Annotated in this window: 14 protein-coding genes and 1 tRNA gene; 9 read left to right on the top strand and 6 right to left on the bottom strand. The window is 66.9% G+C overall.

The window, feature by feature from the left end; genetic code table 11:
* Positions 1–152 precede the first annotated feature (152 nt).
* Positions 153–1,316: a dephospho-CoA kinase gene (gene coaE, locus E0T84_RS25500; RefSeq protein ID WP_070946445.1), complete on the top strand. Its 1,164-nt coding sequence runs from the start codon at positions 153–155 to the stop codon at positions 1,314–1,316.
* A 106-nt stretch (positions 1,317–1,422) separates the two neighbouring features.
* Positions 1,423–2,157, top strand: coding sequence for a FadR/GntR family transcriptional regulator (locus E0T84_RS25495; protein ID WP_070187140.1), 735 nt, complete (start codon positions 1,423–1,425; stop codon positions 2,155–2,157).
* A gap of 1 nt (position 2,158) precedes the next feature.
* Here the strand turns inward: E0T84_RS25495 and E0T84_RS25490 are convergent, their stop codons facing one another.
* Complete coding sequence (locus tag E0T84_RS25490; protein WP_138745875.1) at positions 2,159–2,734, bottom strand: hypothetical protein; 576 nt, start codon at positions 2,732–2,734, stop codon at positions 2,159–2,161.
* Positions 2,735–2,745: 11 nt separating this feature from the next.
* Positions 2,746–3,252, bottom strand: a complete 507-nt coding sequence (locus E0T84_RS25485) for a DUF402 domain-containing protein (protein WP_171055172.1) — start codon at positions 3,250–3,252, stop codon at positions 2,746–2,748.
* Between the two features lie 67 nt (positions 3,253–3,319).
* On the opposite strand from E0T84_RS25485, the gene uvrB reads away from it, so the two are divergent.
* From uvrB to E0T84_RS25460, 5 genes are all read left to right on the top strand, one after another.
* Positions 3,320–5,479 carry an excinuclease ABC subunit UvrB gene (uvrB, locus tag E0T84_RS25480; RefSeq protein WP_138745873.1) on the top strand — a complete coding sequence of 720 codons (2,160 nt, stop codon included), beginning with the start codon at positions 3,320–3,322 and terminating at the stop codon, positions 5,477–5,479.
* A 46-nt stretch (positions 5,480–5,525) separates the two neighbouring features.
* Entirely contained in the window at positions 5,526–6,917 is a 1,392-nt protein-coding gene (locus tag E0T84_RS25475) for an MFS transporter (protein WP_138745872.1), read from the top strand.
* A 79-nt stretch (positions 6,918–6,996) separates the two neighbouring features.
* Positions 6,997–7,764 carry a DUF899 domain-containing protein gene (locus E0T84_RS25470; protein WP_138745871.1) on the top strand — a complete coding sequence of 256 codons (768 nt, stop codon included), beginning with the start codon at positions 6,997–6,999 and terminating at the stop codon, positions 7,762–7,764.
* A gap of 61 nt (positions 7,765–7,825) precedes the next feature.
* Positions 7,826–7,896: transfer RNA gene (locus E0T84_RS25465), tRNA-Cys, on the top strand.
* A gap of 57 nt (positions 7,897–7,953) precedes the next feature.
* Positions 7,954–8,802, top strand: coding sequence for an acyl-CoA thioesterase II (locus tag E0T84_RS25460; RefSeq protein WP_138745882.1), 849 nt, complete (start codon positions 7,954–7,956; stop codon positions 8,800–8,802).
* A 1-nt stretch (position 8,803) separates the two neighbouring features.
* Here the strand turns inward: E0T84_RS25460 and E0T84_RS25455 are convergent, their stop codons facing one another.
* Positions 8,804–10,342: a glycosyltransferase family 39 protein gene (locus E0T84_RS25455; protein ID WP_138745870.1), complete on the bottom strand. Its 1,539-nt coding sequence runs from the start codon at positions 10,340–10,342 to the stop codon at positions 8,804–8,806.
* A 349-nt stretch (positions 10,343–10,691) separates the two neighbouring features.
* Here E0T84_RS25455 and E0T84_RS25450 point away from each other — a divergent pair, with 349 nt between their 5' ends.
* Positions 10,692–11,135, top strand: a complete 444-nt coding sequence (locus E0T84_RS25450; protein WP_138745869.1) for a universal stress protein — start codon at positions 10,692–10,694, stop codon at positions 11,133–11,135.
* A gap of 18 nt (positions 11,136–11,153) precedes the next feature.
* Here the strand turns inward: E0T84_RS25450 and E0T84_RS25445 are convergent, their stop codons facing one another.
* Positions 11,154–11,837 (bottom strand): MBL fold metallo-hydrolase, encoded by a 684-nt coding sequence (locus tag E0T84_RS25445; protein ID WP_110765052.1) that lies wholly within the window; start codon positions 11,835–11,837, stop codon positions 11,154–11,156.
* A gap of 73 nt (positions 11,838–11,910) precedes the next feature.
* Here E0T84_RS25445 and uvrA point away from each other — a divergent pair, with 73 nt between their 5' ends.
* Positions 11,911–14,805 (top strand): excinuclease ABC subunit UvrA, encoded by a 2,895-nt coding sequence (gene uvrA / locus E0T84_RS25440; RefSeq protein WP_070187159.1) that lies wholly within the window; start codon positions 11,911–11,913, stop codon positions 14,803–14,805.
* A gap of 2 nt (positions 14,806–14,807) precedes the next feature.
* On the opposite strand, the gene E0T84_RS25435 is transcribed toward uvrA, so the two are convergent.
* Positions 14,808–15,968: a winged helix DNA-binding domain-containing protein gene (locus E0T84_RS25435; RefSeq protein ID WP_138745868.1), complete on the bottom strand. Its 1,161-nt coding sequence runs from the start codon at positions 15,966–15,968 to the stop codon at positions 14,808–14,810.
* A gap of 3 nt (positions 15,969–15,971) precedes the next feature.
* Positions 15,972–16,331 (bottom strand): hypothetical protein, encoded by a 360-nt coding sequence (locus tag E0T84_RS25430; protein WP_138745867.1) that lies wholly within the window; start codon positions 16,329–16,331, stop codon positions 15,972–15,974.
* Positions 16,332–16,361 lie beyond the last annotated feature (30 nt).

Below are 16,361 nucleotides of genomic sequence, written 5' to 3'. Positions count from 1 at the left end.
AACTGGGCCTGATCTTCTTTCACCACGCCTGGACTCGATTCCAAGCGACCTAACGAACCGCCGGATGCGAGGCCCGCACGTCCGGTGGTGTGAGAGGGGGCCGGTCAACCCGGCCCCCTACTCGATTCCGGGGGCCTGACACACTGTGGGGCGTGCTTCGCATCGGGTTAACCGGCGGTATCGGCGCCGGGAAGTCAACAGTGTCGGCCACATTCAGCGATCTCGGCGGCATCGTCGTCGACGGCGACGTCATCGCCCGTGAGGTGGTCGAGCCCGGAACCGAGGGGCTGGCCAGGCTGGTCGAGGCATTCGGGGATGGCATCCTGCTGCCCGAGGGGGCGTTGAACCGTCCGGCTCTGGCGGCGGTCGCCTTCAGTGACGACGAGAAGCGCGCCACACTGAACGGCATCGTGCATCCGCTGGTGGCACATCGGCGGTCGGAGCTCATTGCCGCGGCCCACGAAGATGCCGTCATCGTCGAGGACATTCCGCTTTTGGTGGAATCGCAGATGGCGCCGATGTTCCCGTTGGTCATCATCGTCAACGCCGACGCCGAACTGCGCGTCAGGCGACTCATCGAGTATCGCGGATTCACCGAGGAGGACGCCCGCGCCCGCATCGCTGCGCAGGCCACCGAGGAGCAACGCCGGGCTGTCGCCGATGTGTGGCTGGACAATTCGGGCAGTCCGGGCGCCGTCGTGGAGCAGGCTCGCGCACTCTGGCACGAGCGGATCCTGCCCTTCGCGCACAACCTCAAGGTTCGCCGCCCGGCCCGTCGCGATCCCGCCGTGGTGCCCTACGACGCGGCTTGGCCGGATCAGGCGCGCCGGATCTTGGCCCGGCTGAACACCGCTTGCGGGCACCGTGCGGTGCGTATCGACCACATCGGTTCGACCGCGGTGCCCGGGATGGACGCCAAGGACGTCATCGATGTGCAGGTGACGGTCGAGTCGCTGGACGTTGCCGACGAGCTCGCCGAGGCGTTGCTGACGGCCGGATATCCGGTGGTGCCGGGAATCACCGCAGACAACCCGCACGATGACGATCCGGCGCTCTGGCACAAGCGTTTCCACGCCTCGGCTGATCCGGGCCGGCCAACGAATGTGCACATCAGGGTGGACGGTTGGCCCAATCAGCGGTTCGCGCTGATGTTCGTCGATTGGCTGCGGGCCAACCCCGGTGTGCAGGCCGACTACCTGGCCGCCAAGCGTGCCGCTTTGGCCACACCCGACTACGCCGTGGCCAAAGAGCCGTGGTTCCTGGATGCCTACCGCCGCGCCCAGCAGTGGGCTGACGCCACAGACTGGCAGCCCTAGGCCGCTGGCCTGCACCAGGTTTCGCGCACAACCACCGGACGGCCAGATGTCTGGACCGCGGGGGTCGGCCGTGCGGTAGCGTTTGGGGCGTCCGAAGGGGGGACGCGTGTCAACAGCCAAGCCGACACTGGTACCGGTCCGCCAGATCGCGGCGCATGAGCTGGTGGTCGACCAAATGCGGCGGGCACTTGAACTCGGTCAGTTCCGGCCCGGTGACCGGCTGCCCACCGAACGCGAATTGTCCGACATGCTCGACGTTTCCCGGACCACGGTGCGCGCTGCCGTGGGAGTTCTGGAAGGCGAGGGACTGATCACGGTGCGACGCGGCCGTGGCGGTGGATTCACCGTGCAGGCGCCTCAGTACGACCCGGCCGAGATGCGCCGGGAGTTGCGCCGCAACAAACGGGCGATCCGCGATGCCTTCGACTACCGCGTCATCGTCGAAACCGGAGCTACCCGGCTGGCCGCGGAGCGACGCCGTGCCGGCGATGTGACCGAACTGCGCAGGCTGCTCAGAGGCATGGACGCGGCGCTGCAGGTCGGGATGGATGAGCCTTCGGCTCGGCACACCACGGATTTCCAGACCCTGGACTCGGCGTTCCACCTGGGCATCGCCCAGGCCGCGCAGAACGACCGGTTACTGGAGGCAGTGGCTGACGCCCGACGGCGGATGTGGTTACCGGTGGGCGCGATCTTCGGACATCTGGAGCCCAACGCCAATGACTATCACGAGGCGATCCTCGAAGCGATCGAGAGTCGTGATCCCGAGTTGGCCGCCGCGCAGATGGCTGCGCACATCGACGACACCCGGCACACGGTCGAGTCCTGGATGAAGCGCTGAGCTAGGTGGCCGGAGGCTCGGGTTCCGCGGGCGCCGGGGCCGCGGCGTCGACCGGCGCGGGCGCCGCGGGATCGGCGACCGACGGAACGGCGTCGGTGATGGTGCCCGGCACCGGATTGTTCAGCGTCGCCCCGCAGGGCAGGCTTCCGTAGTTCGGATCATCCTTGGGCCGGGTCAGCCGAGGACCGACGAAGGTGTCGGCCTGGGCGACGATCTGGTCGTCCACGAGGATCTCGCAGTGCAGGTTGGCCGAGTACGGCCAGTCGATGCGAACCGTCATCCCGGCCGCCTCCGGATTCGACACCACGCCGGTGGCTTCGAACACCCGTCCGGGCAGCATGGAGGGGTCGGCGGTGTTGATGTTGTCGTCGTCGATCTTGTAGGCGATCGTTGCATTGCGTGATACGCCGTCGATCCTCGCGCGGTAGGTGACGTTGTGGAGTTTCTGCTCGGGTAACGGCTCGACCTGAGGCGGTGCCTCCGGGTCAGCCTGTGCGGTGGCGGGTAGCAACAGTGCGCCGGTGAGCAATCCTGCCAGCGCGGGGAGGGCTCCCCAGGCGTACTTAGCTGAGCTCATGAATCCTGACCTTACGCGTCACGCCACGTGAGGGCCATTCCGTTGTCGGACATCCACTGGTCCAGCTGATAGCCGCAGCCGGCCAGACCCTCGATCGCGCCGGCGGCGGTCTGCACCGCCTGCTCGCCGACCTCTGGGCTCAGCAGACCGTGCCGCACCGCGGTCAGCAGTTCGTCGACATCGCACAACTCGACGCCGCGACCGGTGCGGATCACCAGGTCCAGGTAGTGATCTTCGGAATGCCAGGTGGTCGGGCCTGCGCTATAGCGGCCGATGTCGAGGTAGAAGTCCTGATCACGCTCGTGGCCGGGGTTGAAATGGAACACGCTGGCCCGCAGCCCGAGCGAAGGCAGGAGCCAGGATTCCAGGTAGTGGAACTGGGCCCGGCCCGGCGTCGGCCGGGCCATGTAGAGGCCCCAGGGCTCGACGGTATAGACGTCGACCGCCCGCACGATGCCTTTTGGATCGGTGTTCGTGCGGGCGACCAGGTCGAATGTCTCGTGTTTGGGCGGGTGGATGGGCCAAGCCTACGCGTGCAGCGAACGCGGGCGGAAGTTGTCGGTATGCAGTTCTACGCTGGTGAGCATGGCCTTCGCGACCGAACACCCCGTGCTGGCGCATTCGGAGTACCGGGCTGTCGATGAGATCGTCCGTACCGGCGCCCGGTTCGAGGTGGTCAGTGAGTATGACCCTGCCGGTGACCAGCCGGCCGCCATCGACGAACTGGAGCGCCGGATCAAAGCCGGCGAGCGCGACGTCGTGCTGTTGGGTGCCACCGGTACCGGTAAGTCGGCCACCACGGCGTGGCTGATCGAGCGGTTGCAGCGGCCCACCCTGGTCATGGCGCCGAACAAGACCCTGGCCGCACAGCTCGCCAACGAGTTGCGGGAGATGTTGCCGCACAACGCCGTCGAGTATTTCGTCTCGTACTACGACTATTACCAGCCCGAGGCGTACATCGCCCAGACTGACACCTACATCGAGAAGGACAGCTCGATCAACGACGATGTCGAGCGGTTGCGGCACTCGGCGACCTCGAGCCTGCTGTCGCGGCGTGACGTGGTCGTGGTGGCCTCGGTGTCGTGCATCTACGGTCTGGGCACGCCGCAGTCCTATCTCGATCGCTCGGTGGAGCTGGCCGTCGGCCAGGAGGTGCCGCGCGACGGCCTGCTGCGGTTGTTGGTGGATGTCCAGTACAACCGCAACGACATGGCGTTCACCCGGGGCACGTTCCGGGTGCGCGGTGACACCGTCGAGATCATCCCGTCCTACGAGGAGCTCGCGGTGCGGATCGAGTTCTTCGGCGACGAGATCGAGGCGTTGTACTACCTGCACCCGCTGACCGGTGACATCGTGCGGCAGGTCGACTCGCTGCGGATCTTCCCGGCCACCCACTATGTGGCAGGCCCGGAGCGGATGGCGCACGCCATTTCGACCATCGAGCAGGAACTCGAAGCGCGGCTGACCGAGCTGGAGGGGCAGGGCAAGCTGTTGGAGGCCCAGCGGCTGAGGATGCGCACCAACTACGACGTCGAGATGATGAAGCAGGTCGGGTTCTGTTCGGGCATCGAGAACTACTCGCGCCACATCGACGGCCGGCCTGCGGGTTCGGCACCGGCGACACTGCTGGACTACTTCCCCGAGGACTTCCTGCTCGTCATCGACGAGTCCCACGTCACGGTGCCGCAGATCGGCGGCATGTACGAGGGGGACATGTCCCGCAAGCGCAATCTGGTGGATTTCGGCTTCCGGCTGCCCTCGGCCGTGGACAACCGGCCGCTGACCTGGGAGGAGTTCGCCGACCGCATCGGGCAGACGGTGTACCTCTCGGCCACCCCGGGGGCCTACGAGATCAGCCAGGCCGGTGGCGAGTTCGTCGAGCAGGTCATCCGCCCGACCGGTCTGGTCGACCCGAAGGTGGTGGTGAAGCCGACGAAGGGTCAGATCGACGATCTGATCGGCGAGATCCGCTCCCGCACCGAGCGCGACGAGCGTGTCTTGGTCACCACGCTGACCAAGAAGATGGCCGAGGATCTCACCGACTACCTGCTGGAACTCGGCATCAAGGTCCGGTACCTGCACTCCGAGGTCGATACGTTGCGCCGCGTCGAGCTTCTGCGACAGCTGCGCCTCGGCGAGTACGACGTGCTGGTCGGTATCAACCTGCTCCGGGAGGGGCTGGACCTTCCCGAGGTGTCGCTGGTCGCGATTCTCGACGCCGACAAGGAGGGCTTCCTGCGCTCCACCCGCAGCCTCATCCAGACCATCGGTCGCGCGGCCCGCAACGTGTCCGGCGAAGTGCACATGTACGCCGACAAGATCACCGACTCGATGCGGGAGGCGATCGACGAGACCGAGCGTCGCCGGGCCAAGCAGATCGCCTTCAACGAGGCCAACGGGATCGATCCCAAGCCGCTGCGGAAGAAGATCGCCGACATTCTCGACCAGGTGTATCGCGAGGCCGACGACTCGGAGTCGGTCGAGGTGGGTGGCTCGGGACGCAACGCCTCCCGCGGCCGGCGGGCCCAGGGCGAGCCGGGCCGGGCGGTCAGCGCCGGGATCGTGGAAGGCCGCGATACCACGAACATGCCGCGCGCCGAATTGGCCGATCTCATCAAGGATCTGACCGAGCAGATGATGACGGCCGCCCGCGATCTGCAGTTCGAATTGGCGGCCCGGATCCGCGACGAGATCCAGGACCTCAAGAAGGAGTTGCGGGGGATGGATGCGGCCGGTCTGAAGTAAGCCGGTCGTTGACCTCAACAGCGGTTCAGCTTCTAGCGTCGTCGGTGTGACCGACACCGTGACGCCCGATACCGGGACCTGGCGGCAATTGTTGGGTGCCCGGTATCTGGGTGCGTCCACTGTCCTGGCCGGTGGCGTGCTGCTGTATGCCACCAACGAATTCCTCACCATCAGCCTGCTGCCTGACGCGGTGTCCGACATCGGCGGCCGGCGGTTCTACGCCTGGGTGACGACGGTGTACCTGGTTGCCTCGGTGATCGCGGCCACCACAGTCCATGCGTTGCTGATGAGGCTGGGGCCGCGGCGGGCGTATCTGTTGGGGCTCACGGTATTCGGTGCCGGAAGCCTGGGTTGTGCGCTTGCCCCGAGCATGGAGGTGCTGCTCGCCGGCCGGACCGTGCAGGGTTTCGCCGGGGGGATACTCGCCGGCCTGGGATACGCCGTGATCAACACCGCGTTGCCGAATGCGTTGTGGACCAAGGCTTCTGCGCTGGTATCGGCGATGTGGGGGGTCGGCACGGTGATCGGCCCGGCCTCGGGCGGCCTGTTCGCACAGTTCGGTCACTGGCGATGGGCCTTTGGTGTGCTGGTGGTACTGACGGGTGCGATGGCCGTGCTGGTTCCGGTCGCACTGCCGGCCCGCGGGAGGGTATCGGCACCGGCCCCCGGCATTCCGGTGCGGTCGCTGGCCGTGCTCGGTGCGGCGGCCATGGCAGTCAGTGTGGCCGGTATCCCGCACGATTGGCGGGCCACGGCCGCCCTCCTCGGCCTCGCGGTGGCGCTGGTGGTCGCGTTCCTGATCCTCGACCGCCGCGCCGGCGCATCGGTGTTGCCGCCCAGTACATTCGGACCCGGGCCCCTCAAATGGATCTACCTGAGTTTGGGCGTGCTGATGGCCGCCACCATGGTCGACATGTACGTGCCGCTGTTCGGCCAGCGGCTGGCACACCTGACACCGGTCATGGCCGGGTTCTTCGCGGCCGTGTTGTCGGTCGGCTGGACCGCCGGGGAGATCGTCAGTGCGTCCCTGCAGAACGGGCGCGTCATCGTGCGCACGGTCGCGTGCGCGCCGATTGTCATGGCGGCCGGGCTCGCGGCCGGTGCGGTGTTGATCCGGGATGGAATGGCGCCGTGGCTGGTCGTGGTGTGGGCGCTCGCGCTCGCGGTCACCGGGGCCGGTATCGGTGTCGCCTGGCCGCATTTGTCCGCATGGGCAATGCGAAGCGTGGACGATCCAGTCGAGGGGCCGGCCGCCGCGGCGGCGATCAACACCGTGCAACTGATCTGCGGCGCGTTCGGAGCGGGTTTGGCCGGCGTCGTGGTCAACCTTCGCGACACCGGGGATGCGGGTGCGGCACGCTGGCTGTTCGGAGTTTTCGCGGTCATGGCAGTGCTCGGAGCCTTCGCCTCGTTCCGGTCCGGCCGGCGGGCCGGGTAGCCCGGTCGCCTATGCGCACGATGAGTTTCGCCGACGGCGTGAGTCTCACCCGTATAAGACCACTACGAGGAGTGATTCGATGCCCCTGACACTGAATGCCTACCCAGATGTCGTCGATCGGGACGAGTGGCTGGAGGCGCGCAAGAAACTGCTGGCCGCCGAACGTGAGGTGACGCACCTGCGCGACGAGGTCAACGCCCAACGACGGCGGCTACCCATGGTGAGAGTGGAGAAGGACTACGCGTTCGAAGGGCCTGATGGTCAAGTGCGACTCGTCGACCTGTTCGAGGGTCGTAGCCAGCTCTACATCCATCACTTCATGTGGATCGACGCGATCGATCGGGGTTGCCCCAGCTGCACCGCCGCAGCCGACTTGACTTTCACCGCGCAGGACCGAGAGTTGTTGCACTGCAAGGACGTCACGTTCGCCTGCGTGTCCCGGGCGCCGTACGCCAGCATCGCCGCGTACCGGGACGAGCACGGTTGGACGTTCCCGTGGTACTCGTCGCGCGACAGCGACTTCACCTACGACTATCACGTGACGCTCGACCCGGCCCGCGCGCCGATCGAATACAACTACAAGTCCGCCGATGAACTGCGTGCCGACGGGTTCAGCGACGACGATCTACGGGGAGACTGGCCAGGGGCAAGCGTCTTCCTGCGCCGCGGTGACGAGGTTTTCCACACCTACTCGACCTTCGCGCGCGGGCTCGACCACTCCGCGGTCGGGTACCCGTTCCTCGATCTCACCCCCTACGGACGTCAGGAGCCGTGGGAGGACTCGCCGGCCGGCTGGCCCCAGGGTGGGGCAGCGGTCGGCAGGCCGGTGGGGGACGACGAGGGTTAGCGATCATCGCGATCGAAACCATTGGCGGGCACCTGCGCGGCGGGCACAGTAGCCAGTCGATGCGGGTGTGGCTGAGTGGTTAGGCACCGGCCTGCAAAGCCGTTTACACGGGTTCGAGTCCCGTCACTCGCTCGGAGGTGAGCCCCCGCCCGGTTGCGGGCGGGGGCCACGGATAATGCTGCGGTGCCCATGTTGCCCCTCGCCGAAGTCCTGTCCACGCTCGAGCTGACGGAGTCGGGTGACGGCACGTTCGTCGCCGAACAGCGGGACAACGCCAGCCATCACATCGTGGGTGGCCATATCGCCGCGCAGGCCCTGATGGCCGCCAGCCGCACCGTTCCGGGCCGGCTGCCGCACAGCCTGCACGTCTACCTGCTGCGGGCCGGTGACGCCCGGTATCCGGTGCAGATGGAGGTGACCAACCTGCGCGACGGCGGATCGCTGTCCACCCGCCGGGTGATCGGGCGCCAGGGCGGTGAAGTGTTGCTGGAAGCCCTCGTCTCATTCAGCGTCGCGATGGAGGCCGCGGATTATCAGCAACCCCGCCCCGAGGTGCCTGACCCCGAAACGCTGCCGCCGGTCGAGGAACAGCTGCAGGCGTTCGCCGACGAGGCCCACGGGTACTGGGTGCGCCCGCAGTGGATCGAGCGGCGTTACATCGATCCGCCGCCACGGCTGGCGATCGATCTGCCCGAACCGCCGGCGCGTACCCGGATGTGGTGGCGCCCTGCCGAACCTGTCACCGACGATCCCGTCGTCAACAGCGCTCTGCTGACGTACTTTGCCGGAACCTCGTCGCTGGACTCCACGGTGTCGATGCGGCGAGCCACCCAGGTGACTGTGTTCTCCGCGTTGATCGACCTCGCGGTCTGGTTTCACCGGCCTGCGGATCTGACGGATTGGGTGTTGTCCGACCAGGTTTCACCCAGCGGCATCAACGGTCGCGGACTGACCAACGCCACCGTCTACAACCGGGCCGGACAGCTTGTGTGCTCGACGACTCAGGAGATGTACTTCGGCCGGGCGCGGCGCGACTGATTCACCGAGTCGACTTCACCACCTGGGCGAAGTTGAACTGCCAGCGTTCGACGATACGGAAGCCCATGCTCTCGGGCACCTGGTAAGCCGGCGCACGGTCGAGTCGCGGCCCTGGCGGAAGCCCTGAACCGCTCTGCCGGCTGGGCACCTTGGCGTCGCGTTCGGAGACGGTCCACAACACGGTGCACTTCCGTATCTCGTCGGCAACACCCCAGATCCCCAGGTGTGCATCCCACAACCGATTCCGCTGCCAGGCCGGCCTGCCCCGGCCGGGGTCGATGAGGTGCGCGTACGCGGCGGGACGGGCCGCGGTGATGGGGCGGATCGGGCCCGGCTTCCACGACGTGGTGTTGTCGAGGACGATGCAGTCACCGGGGGACGAGTGCGCCGTGATGACGTCTGCGACCTGGCTGAAGTCCATGCCCTCTTTGGCGTACGGGCCGCGCTGCCCCGTGATGTAGTTCGGTGTCGCGGCCAGGGCGAGCACCGCCAGGGCCGCGGTGATCCGTTCCCGGCTCCGGGCCAGGGCCACCACACACACGGCGAGCAGCAGCGCCATCGCCGGCGTGGTGAAACAGAGGTAGCGCGGGTAGTAAAGCGGTTGGGCGACAGCTGAATACACCACCAGCACTGCGGTGGGGCCCAGAACCCATACCCCGGCTATGGCCACGAGGCGCCGGGTGCTGTCATCGGTGGGCCGTAACCGGCGAACCAGCAACGGAGCACTCAGTGCCGCGCCTGCCAGTACCGCGAAGGCCACGCTGTGGTCGAAGTACTGCTCCAGCAGGATTTCCACGACCGTGTGCAGACCCGGCGGCGAGATCCAGCCGACCTGAAAGCTCTGCGAACGACACCACAAGACGAAGGGAACCACGATCAACACGGCAGCCGCGGTGGCTGCGGCCCATCTGGTTCGAGTACTCCGGCGGTCGCTGAGCAGCGCAACGGCAACGGCGTGCGGAACCACCATCAGTACCACGAAGACGTTCAGTACCGTCGAAAACATCAGCAGCGCACCGTATGCGGCCCACTGCGCGGCGCGGCCGCGCCGGATCGCCACCACGAGCAGAACCGTCAGCCACACCGCCGCCAGCGTCGACCACGCATAGGAACGGGCTTCGATGCCGGCCCAGGTGATCCTGGGTAGCATGGCGAAAATAATTGCGGCACAGACCGATAGCGTCCGGTTGCCGAACTGTCGGCCGAGTATCGCGACTCCACCGGCGGCGCCACCGACTGCCAGGCAGCTGGAGAAGCGGGACCAGAACTCGGTTGCCGGTAACACAGCGAACCAGCCGTGCATGCCGAGGTAGTAAAGCCCGTGTACGGCGTCGATATGACCGATCAGGTCCCACAGCTGAGGAACCGTGCGGGTCGCCGCCGATATGGTGGCCGCCTCGTCGAACCACAGCGACGGCCGGGCCGCCCCCAAGGCACACAGCACCATGGCGAATGCGGCCACCGCCAAGGCGTCGAATCGGGTTTCTCGATCGACCCGGCGGTCCGTGCCATCGGCACGGTCATTCAGCGATAGATCCACGTCAGCGACCGTGTCACCCCCCCCTCAACCGAGGCAAAGGTTAGCCTGGAGCGCTCGACTCGCTCTCTCCGACAGGGCGATTGCCGACCGTGGCAGGTAGATGAGCTGGATCACTACCGGTGGCGAATCGTCCTGACGGCAACCCTGATTCGGTGGACGTCGACTACGTCACGCTCGGCACCGAATTTGCGGTACCGAGAGTTAACATCAGTGCCGAATCGCCGTTTCGGGACGCCAGTATCGGGTCCAGTTGTCGGTTGTCCGTGTGGGTGTGGTGATTTGCGCCCCTGGCCAGCGACGACGGGTTACTGTCTCGGGTGGCGTTGCAACTGACAGTGGGAGGGTATTGATGAGCGCGTATCGAACCGTGGTGGTCGGCACGGACGGATCTGATTCGTCGTTGCGTGCGGTCGACCGCGCCGGTCAGATTGCCGCCGGCTCGAATGCCAAGCTGATCGTGGCAACCGCGTATTTCTCCCAGAGCGAAGACCAGCGCGCCGCCGATGTGCTCAAGGACGAGGGCTACAAGATGGCCGGCAATGCGCCGATCTACGCCATCCTGCGCGAGGCGACCGACCGGGCGAAGGCCGCCGGTGCGACCGACATCGAGGAGCGGCCGGTCGTGGGCGCCCCGGTCGATGCACTCGTGGAACTGGCCGAGGACGTCAAGGCGGATCTGCTGGTGGTCGGCAACGTGGGCCTGAGCACGATTGCCGGCCGGCTGCTGGGCTCGGTGCCCGCGAACGTGGCACGCCGGTCCAAGACCGACGTGCTCATCGTCCACACCAGCTGAGCCCGAGGGGCTGACCGACTACCAACCGCGCTCGCGCCACTCTCCGAGGTGGGGACGTTCGGCGCCGAGCGTGGTGTCGTCCCCGTGCCCGGGGTACACCACGGTGCGGTCGTCGTAGACGTCGAACACCTTGGCGCTCACGTCGCCCAATAGCCGCTCGAAGTCACCCGGCTGCCAGGTTTTGCCGACGCCGCCGGGAAACAGGCAGTCGCCGGTGAACAGGTGGGTCACCCCGTCGTCTGCTTTGAGCGCGAGCGCGACCGAACCCTCGGTGTGCCCTTGCAGGTGGATCACGTCGAAGGTGAGGTCCCCGACTCGTACGGTGTCGCCGTCGGCCAGGATCTGGTCCGGGGTGACCGGCAAAGGTTCGGCGTCCAGGGCGTGCGCGGCCGTCGGTGCACCGGTGGCCTCCGCCACAGTTTTCAGTGCCTGCCAGTGGTCGAAATGCTGGTGACTGGTGACGATCAGCGACAGTTTGGGTGTCTGCTGTCTGATGACGTCGAGGAGGACTTCGGCGTCGTTGGCGGCGTCGATGAGCAACGTTTCACCGGTGGAATTGCAGGTCACCAGGTAGGCGTTGTTGTCCATGGGGCCGACCGAGATCTTGATGACCGAGGCGTTGGGCAGGGTTCGGCGGGCGGCTGTGCCCGGCTCCTGGTGCCCGGTGTAGGTGTCGGTAACCGCGATGTTGGGGCTGGTCATAGCGCCACCGTAGCGGGCTTGTCGGTGGCCGCACATAGCATGGGCGTGAAGTCTGTCGTCGGAAAGGAAACGCGTGGCTGACCGCCTGATCGTGAAGGGTGCGCGCGAGCACAATCTGCGAGGAGTCGACCTCGATCTACCCCGTGATGCGCTGATTGTGTTCACCGGCCTGTCCGGGTCCGGCAAATCCTCGCTGGCCTTCGACACCATCTTCGCCGAGGGACAGCGCCGCTATGTCGAGTCGCTGTCGGCATACGCGCGCCAATTCCTGGGGCAGATGGACAAACCCGATGTCGACTTCATCGAGGGCCTGTCGCCCGCGGTGTCGATCGACCAGAAATCGACCAACCGCAACCCGAGGTCAACCGTCGGCACCATCACCGAGGTCTACGACTATCTGCGTCTGCTGTACGCCCGCGCAGGCACCCCGCACTGCCCGGTGTGTGGTGAGCGCATCGCCCGGCAGACTCCGCAGCAGATCGTGGACCAGGTGCTGGCCATGGACGAGGGGCTGCGTTTCCAGGTGCTGGCCCCGGTGGTCCGCACCCGTAAGGGTGAGTTCGTCGACTTGTTCGAGAAGCTCAACACCCAGGGGTACAGCCGGGTGCGGGTGGACGGCGTGGTGCATCCGCTGACCGATCCGCCCAAGCTCAAGAAGCAGGAAAAACACGACATCGAGGTGGTGGTCGACCGGCTGACGGTCAAGGCCAGTTCCAAGCAGCGGCTCACCGACTCGATCGAGACCGCGCTGAACCTGGCCGACGGCATCGTGGTGCTGGAGTTCGTGGACCGTGAGGACGACCATCCGCACCGCGAGCAACGCTTCTCCGAGAAGCTGGCCTGCCCCAACGGCCACCCGCTGGCCGTGGATGATCTTGAACCCCGGTCGTTCTCGTTCAACTCGCCGTATGGCGCCTGTCCGGAGTGCACCGGTCTGGGCATCCGCAAAGAGGTCGACCCCGAACTGGTGGTGCCGGACCCGGAACTGACCCTGGCCGGCGGGGCGATCGCGCCGTGGGCCGTGGGGCAGAGCGCCGAGTACTTCACCCGGATGTTGTCCGGGCTGGGCGATGCGCTCGGGTTCGACATCGATACCCCCTGGAAGAAGCTGCCCGCCAAGGCGCGCAAGGCGATCCTGGAAGGCTCTGATCACCAGGTCCACGTCCGGTACAAGAACCGTTACGGCCGCACCCGCTCCTACTACGCCGATTTCGAAGGCGTGATGGCGTTCCTGCAGCGCCGCATGGAGCAGACCGACTCGGAGCAGATGAAAGAACGCTACGAGGGTTTCATGCGCGACATCCCGTGCCCCGAATGCAACGGCACGCGGCTCAAGCCCGAGATTCTCGCGGTGACGATGTCCGCGGGGGAGTTCGGCGCGAAGTCCATCGCCGAGGTCGCCGAGCTGTCGATTGCCGACTGCGCGGAGTTCTTGAATGCGCTGACCCTGGGGATGCGCGAGCAGGCGATCGCCGGGCAGGTGCTCAAGGAGATCCAGTCGCGGTTGGGGTTCCTGCTCGATGTCGGGCTCGACTATCTGTCGCTGTCCCGGGCGGCCGCCACCCTGTCCGGCGGCGAGGCGCAACGCATCCGGCTGGCCACCCAGATCGGCTCCGGGCTGGTCGGCGTGCTCTACGTGCTCGACGAGCCGTCCATCGGTCTGCACCAGCGCGACAACCGCAGGCTGATCGACACCCTGGTGCGCCTGCGCGACCTGGGCAACACGCTGATCGTCGTCGAACACGACCTGGACACCATCGCTCACGCCGACTGGGTCGTCGACATCGGCCCGGCCGCCGGTGAGCACGGCGGCCGCATCGTGCACAGCGGCACGTACCAGGATCTGCTGACCAACCCCGAATCCATCACCGGCGCTTACCTTTCCGGCAAGGAGAGTATCGAGGTCCCGGCCATCCGGCGGCCCACCGACAAGCGCCGTCAGGTCACCGTGGTCGGCGCACGGGAGAACAATCTCAAGGAGATCGACGTCGCCTTCCCGCTCGGCGTGCTCACCTCGGTCACCGGTGTGTCCGGCTCGGGCAAATCGACTCTGGTCAACGACATCCTGGCCTCGGTGATGGCCAACAAGCTCAACGGCGCCCGTCAGGTGCCAGGCAGGCACACTCGGGTCAACGGGCTCGACCAGCTGGACAAGCTGGTGCGCGTCGACCAGTCACCCATCGGCCGCACGCCGCGGTCGAACCCGGCCACCTACACCGGGGTGTTCGACAAGATCCGGTCGTTGTTCGCCGCCACCACCGAGGCCAAGGTCCGGGGCTATCAGCCCGGCCGGTTCTCCTTCAACGTCAAGGGCGGTCGGTGTGAGGCCTGCTCGGGTGACGGCACCATCAAGATCGAGATGAACTTCCTGCCCGACGTGTATGTGCCCTGTGAGGTGTGCCAAGGCGCCCGGTACAACCGGGAAACCCTTGAGGTGCACTACAAGGGCAAGACCATCGCCGAGGTGCTGGATATGTCCATCGAGGAGGCCGCCGAGTTCTTCGAGCCGATCAGCTCGATCCACCGGTACCTCAAGACCCTGGTGGATGTCGGCCTGGGCTACGTGCGCCTCGGTCAGCCGGCACCGACTCTGTCCGGCGGCGAGGCCCAGCGCGTGAAGCTGGCCGCCGAGCTGCAGAAGCGATCCACCGGGCGCACCGTCTATATCCTCGACGAGCCCACCACCGGTCTGCACTTCGAGGACATCCGCAAGCTGCTCAAGGTGATCAACGGCCTTGTCGACAAGGGCAATACGGTGATCGTCATCGAACACAACCTCGACGTGATCAAGACCTCGGACTGGATCGTGGACATGGGTCCCGAAGGGGGAGCCGGCGGCGGCACCGTTGTCGCACAGGGCACGCCCGAGGATGTGGCGGCCAACCCGGACAGCTATACCGGGCAGTTCCTGGCCGAGCTGGTGGAGGCGCCTGCACCGAAACCCAAGCGGCGCAAGGTCAGCGCCTAGGCTCAGCGCTTGGACAGCGGCGAGGGGAACCTCGGGTTGGCGCGGCCGCCGGCCAGCCAGCCGGTGAGGGCGTCCGCGCGCTGCTGCAGCGCGCGGGTGCCGTGGCGACCGATCTCTTCGAGCAGATGCAGCTGGACGCGGCCGTCGGCGTCCTGACCCCAGCCGCCCACGATTCGGCCGTTCCACCAGGCCGTCGGCCCGCCGTTGCCGTTGGTGTCGAACACCTGGGGACGATGGTCGCCGAGATACCAGTCGCGGTCGAACCACCCCATCGTGGTGACGTCCAGGCCGGGCAGGAGCGCCGCCCATGGTTCAGGTTCCGGCTCGATTTCAAGATCGTCGGCCAGCGCGTAGCCGGCCGTGCCGTGCAGATCGACCTCGACCGCACCGATGTCGCGCAATGCCTGACGTGCCCAGGTCAAGGTGTTGCCGAACCACCATTTGATGTCGGTGACCGTGGCCGGGCCGAACGTGCGCAACCAGGTGCGCACCAGCTCGGCGCGGGCATGGTCCGGTTCGGCCGTCGGCACCGGCGCCCCCAGCCAGTCGGAGGTGACCGTCCACCGCGGTCGTGAGTTGGTCCAGCCGCTGTCGTTGGGGCCGCGGATGATCTCGCCGCGCACCCCGAGCACTGTCAAAACCCTTGGGGCCAGCGGAGTCTGACCGCCCCAGGTCTTTCCGGGCGCCGGGTCGTAACTGCCGGCGAGTTCGGGCAGCGCGGTGCGCAGCTGCGCCGCAGGCGTTGGTCCGTGCTCGCGCAGGTGCGCCAGCACCGCCCGGCATGCGGTCGCCAGCCACTGGGCTCCGTCCCCGGCCACACCGGCTTTCTCCACATCGCCGATGAGTTTGCGCTGCTCGGCGCCGGCCACCCGGTCACTTGCCCCGGCCTGCACCAGCGGAAGGTCTTGCGCGCGCACGATCCACAGCGTGCGACGCATCGCGAGGTGTTTGAGCAGGGTGCGCCGCGCGTACAGCTCGCTGTCCAGATCGTCGACGGTGAAGCCCGGCAGGCGCGCCCACAGGGACAAGTAGGGAGTCGAGGGATCAGTGGCGTGCAGGCCCACCACGGCGCCCGTGGCGTCGGCGACAGAGGTCGCCGGTTGGCTCAGGAAGTGACGACGGGCCAGCCGAGCGCGACGCTCGGCCACGGTGAAAGAGCGCATGGATCAGGTGTCGTCCTTGTGCATGGACTCCCGGATCTGCTGCAAGCGCTCGGCAGCCGCCTGCTGGCGCTTCTCGTACTCCTCCTCGATGGATCGACCCTCGGGTGTCTCGGCGGCCAGTTCGGACGCCCCGAGCGCGGTGCCGTACCGGGTCTCGATCTTCTCCCGGACCGCGTCGAATGTCGGCACCCCGGCCGCGGTGTAGCCGGCGTCAGGCGTTTCGACCGGCCCGGGCGAGCCGGTGGCCGAAGCCGGGGGGACGATCTCGCCCTCCACGGCAGCGGGCTCCTGGGCTTCCTCGGGTTGATCCGGCTGCTCTGGGTCCTTCGTCACCAGGCCCACGTTACCTGCGGGAACCGACATTTCTTGGGATCGGTAGCGGTTGGGTCCGCC

Origin of the sequence: Mycobacterium sp. DBP42 (assembly GCF_005924235.1) — a bacterium.
Lineage (GTDB): Bacteria > Actinomycetota > Actinomycetes > Mycobacteriales > Mycobacteriaceae > Mycobacterium > Mycobacterium syngnathidarum.
The sequence above is the reverse complement of the archived record's forward strand: the minus strand, read 5'-3'. Positions and strand labels throughout refer to the sequence as shown.

Bases quoted from the DNA above. Each gene is read 5' to 3' on its own strand.
- E0T84_RS25435 (WP_138745868.1), bottom strand. From the start codon at position 15,968: ATGCGCTCTTTCACCGTGGCCGAGCGTCGCGCTCGGCTGGCCCGTCGT.
- E0T84_RS25430 (WP_138745867.1), bottom strand. From the start codon at position 16,331: ATGTCGGTTCCCGCAGGTAACGTGGGCCTGGTGACGAAGGACCCAGAG.
- E0T84_RS25445 (WP_110765052.1), bottom strand. From the start codon at position 11,837: ATGACCAGCCCCAACATCGCGGTTACCGACACCTACACCGGGCACCAG.
- E0T84_RS25460 (WP_138745882.1), top strand. From the start codon at position 7,954: ATGTTGCCCCTCGCCGAAGTCCTGTCCACGCTCGAGCTGACGGAGTCG.
- uvrB (WP_138745873.1), top strand. From the start codon at position 3,320: ATGGCCTTCGCGACCGAACACCCCGTGCTGGCGCATTCGGAGTACCGG.
- E0T84_RS25490 (WP_138745875.1), bottom strand. From the start codon at position 2,734: ATGAGCTCAGCTAAGTACGCCTGGGGAGCCCTCCCCGCGCTGGCAGGA.
- E0T84_RS25470 (WP_138745871.1), top strand. From the start codon at position 6,997: ATGCCCCTGACACTGAATGCCTACCCAGATGTCGTCGATCGGGACGAG.
- E0T84_RS25450 (WP_138745869.1), top strand. From the start codon at position 10,692: ATGAGCGCGTATCGAACCGTGGTGGTCGGCACGGACGGATCTGATTCG.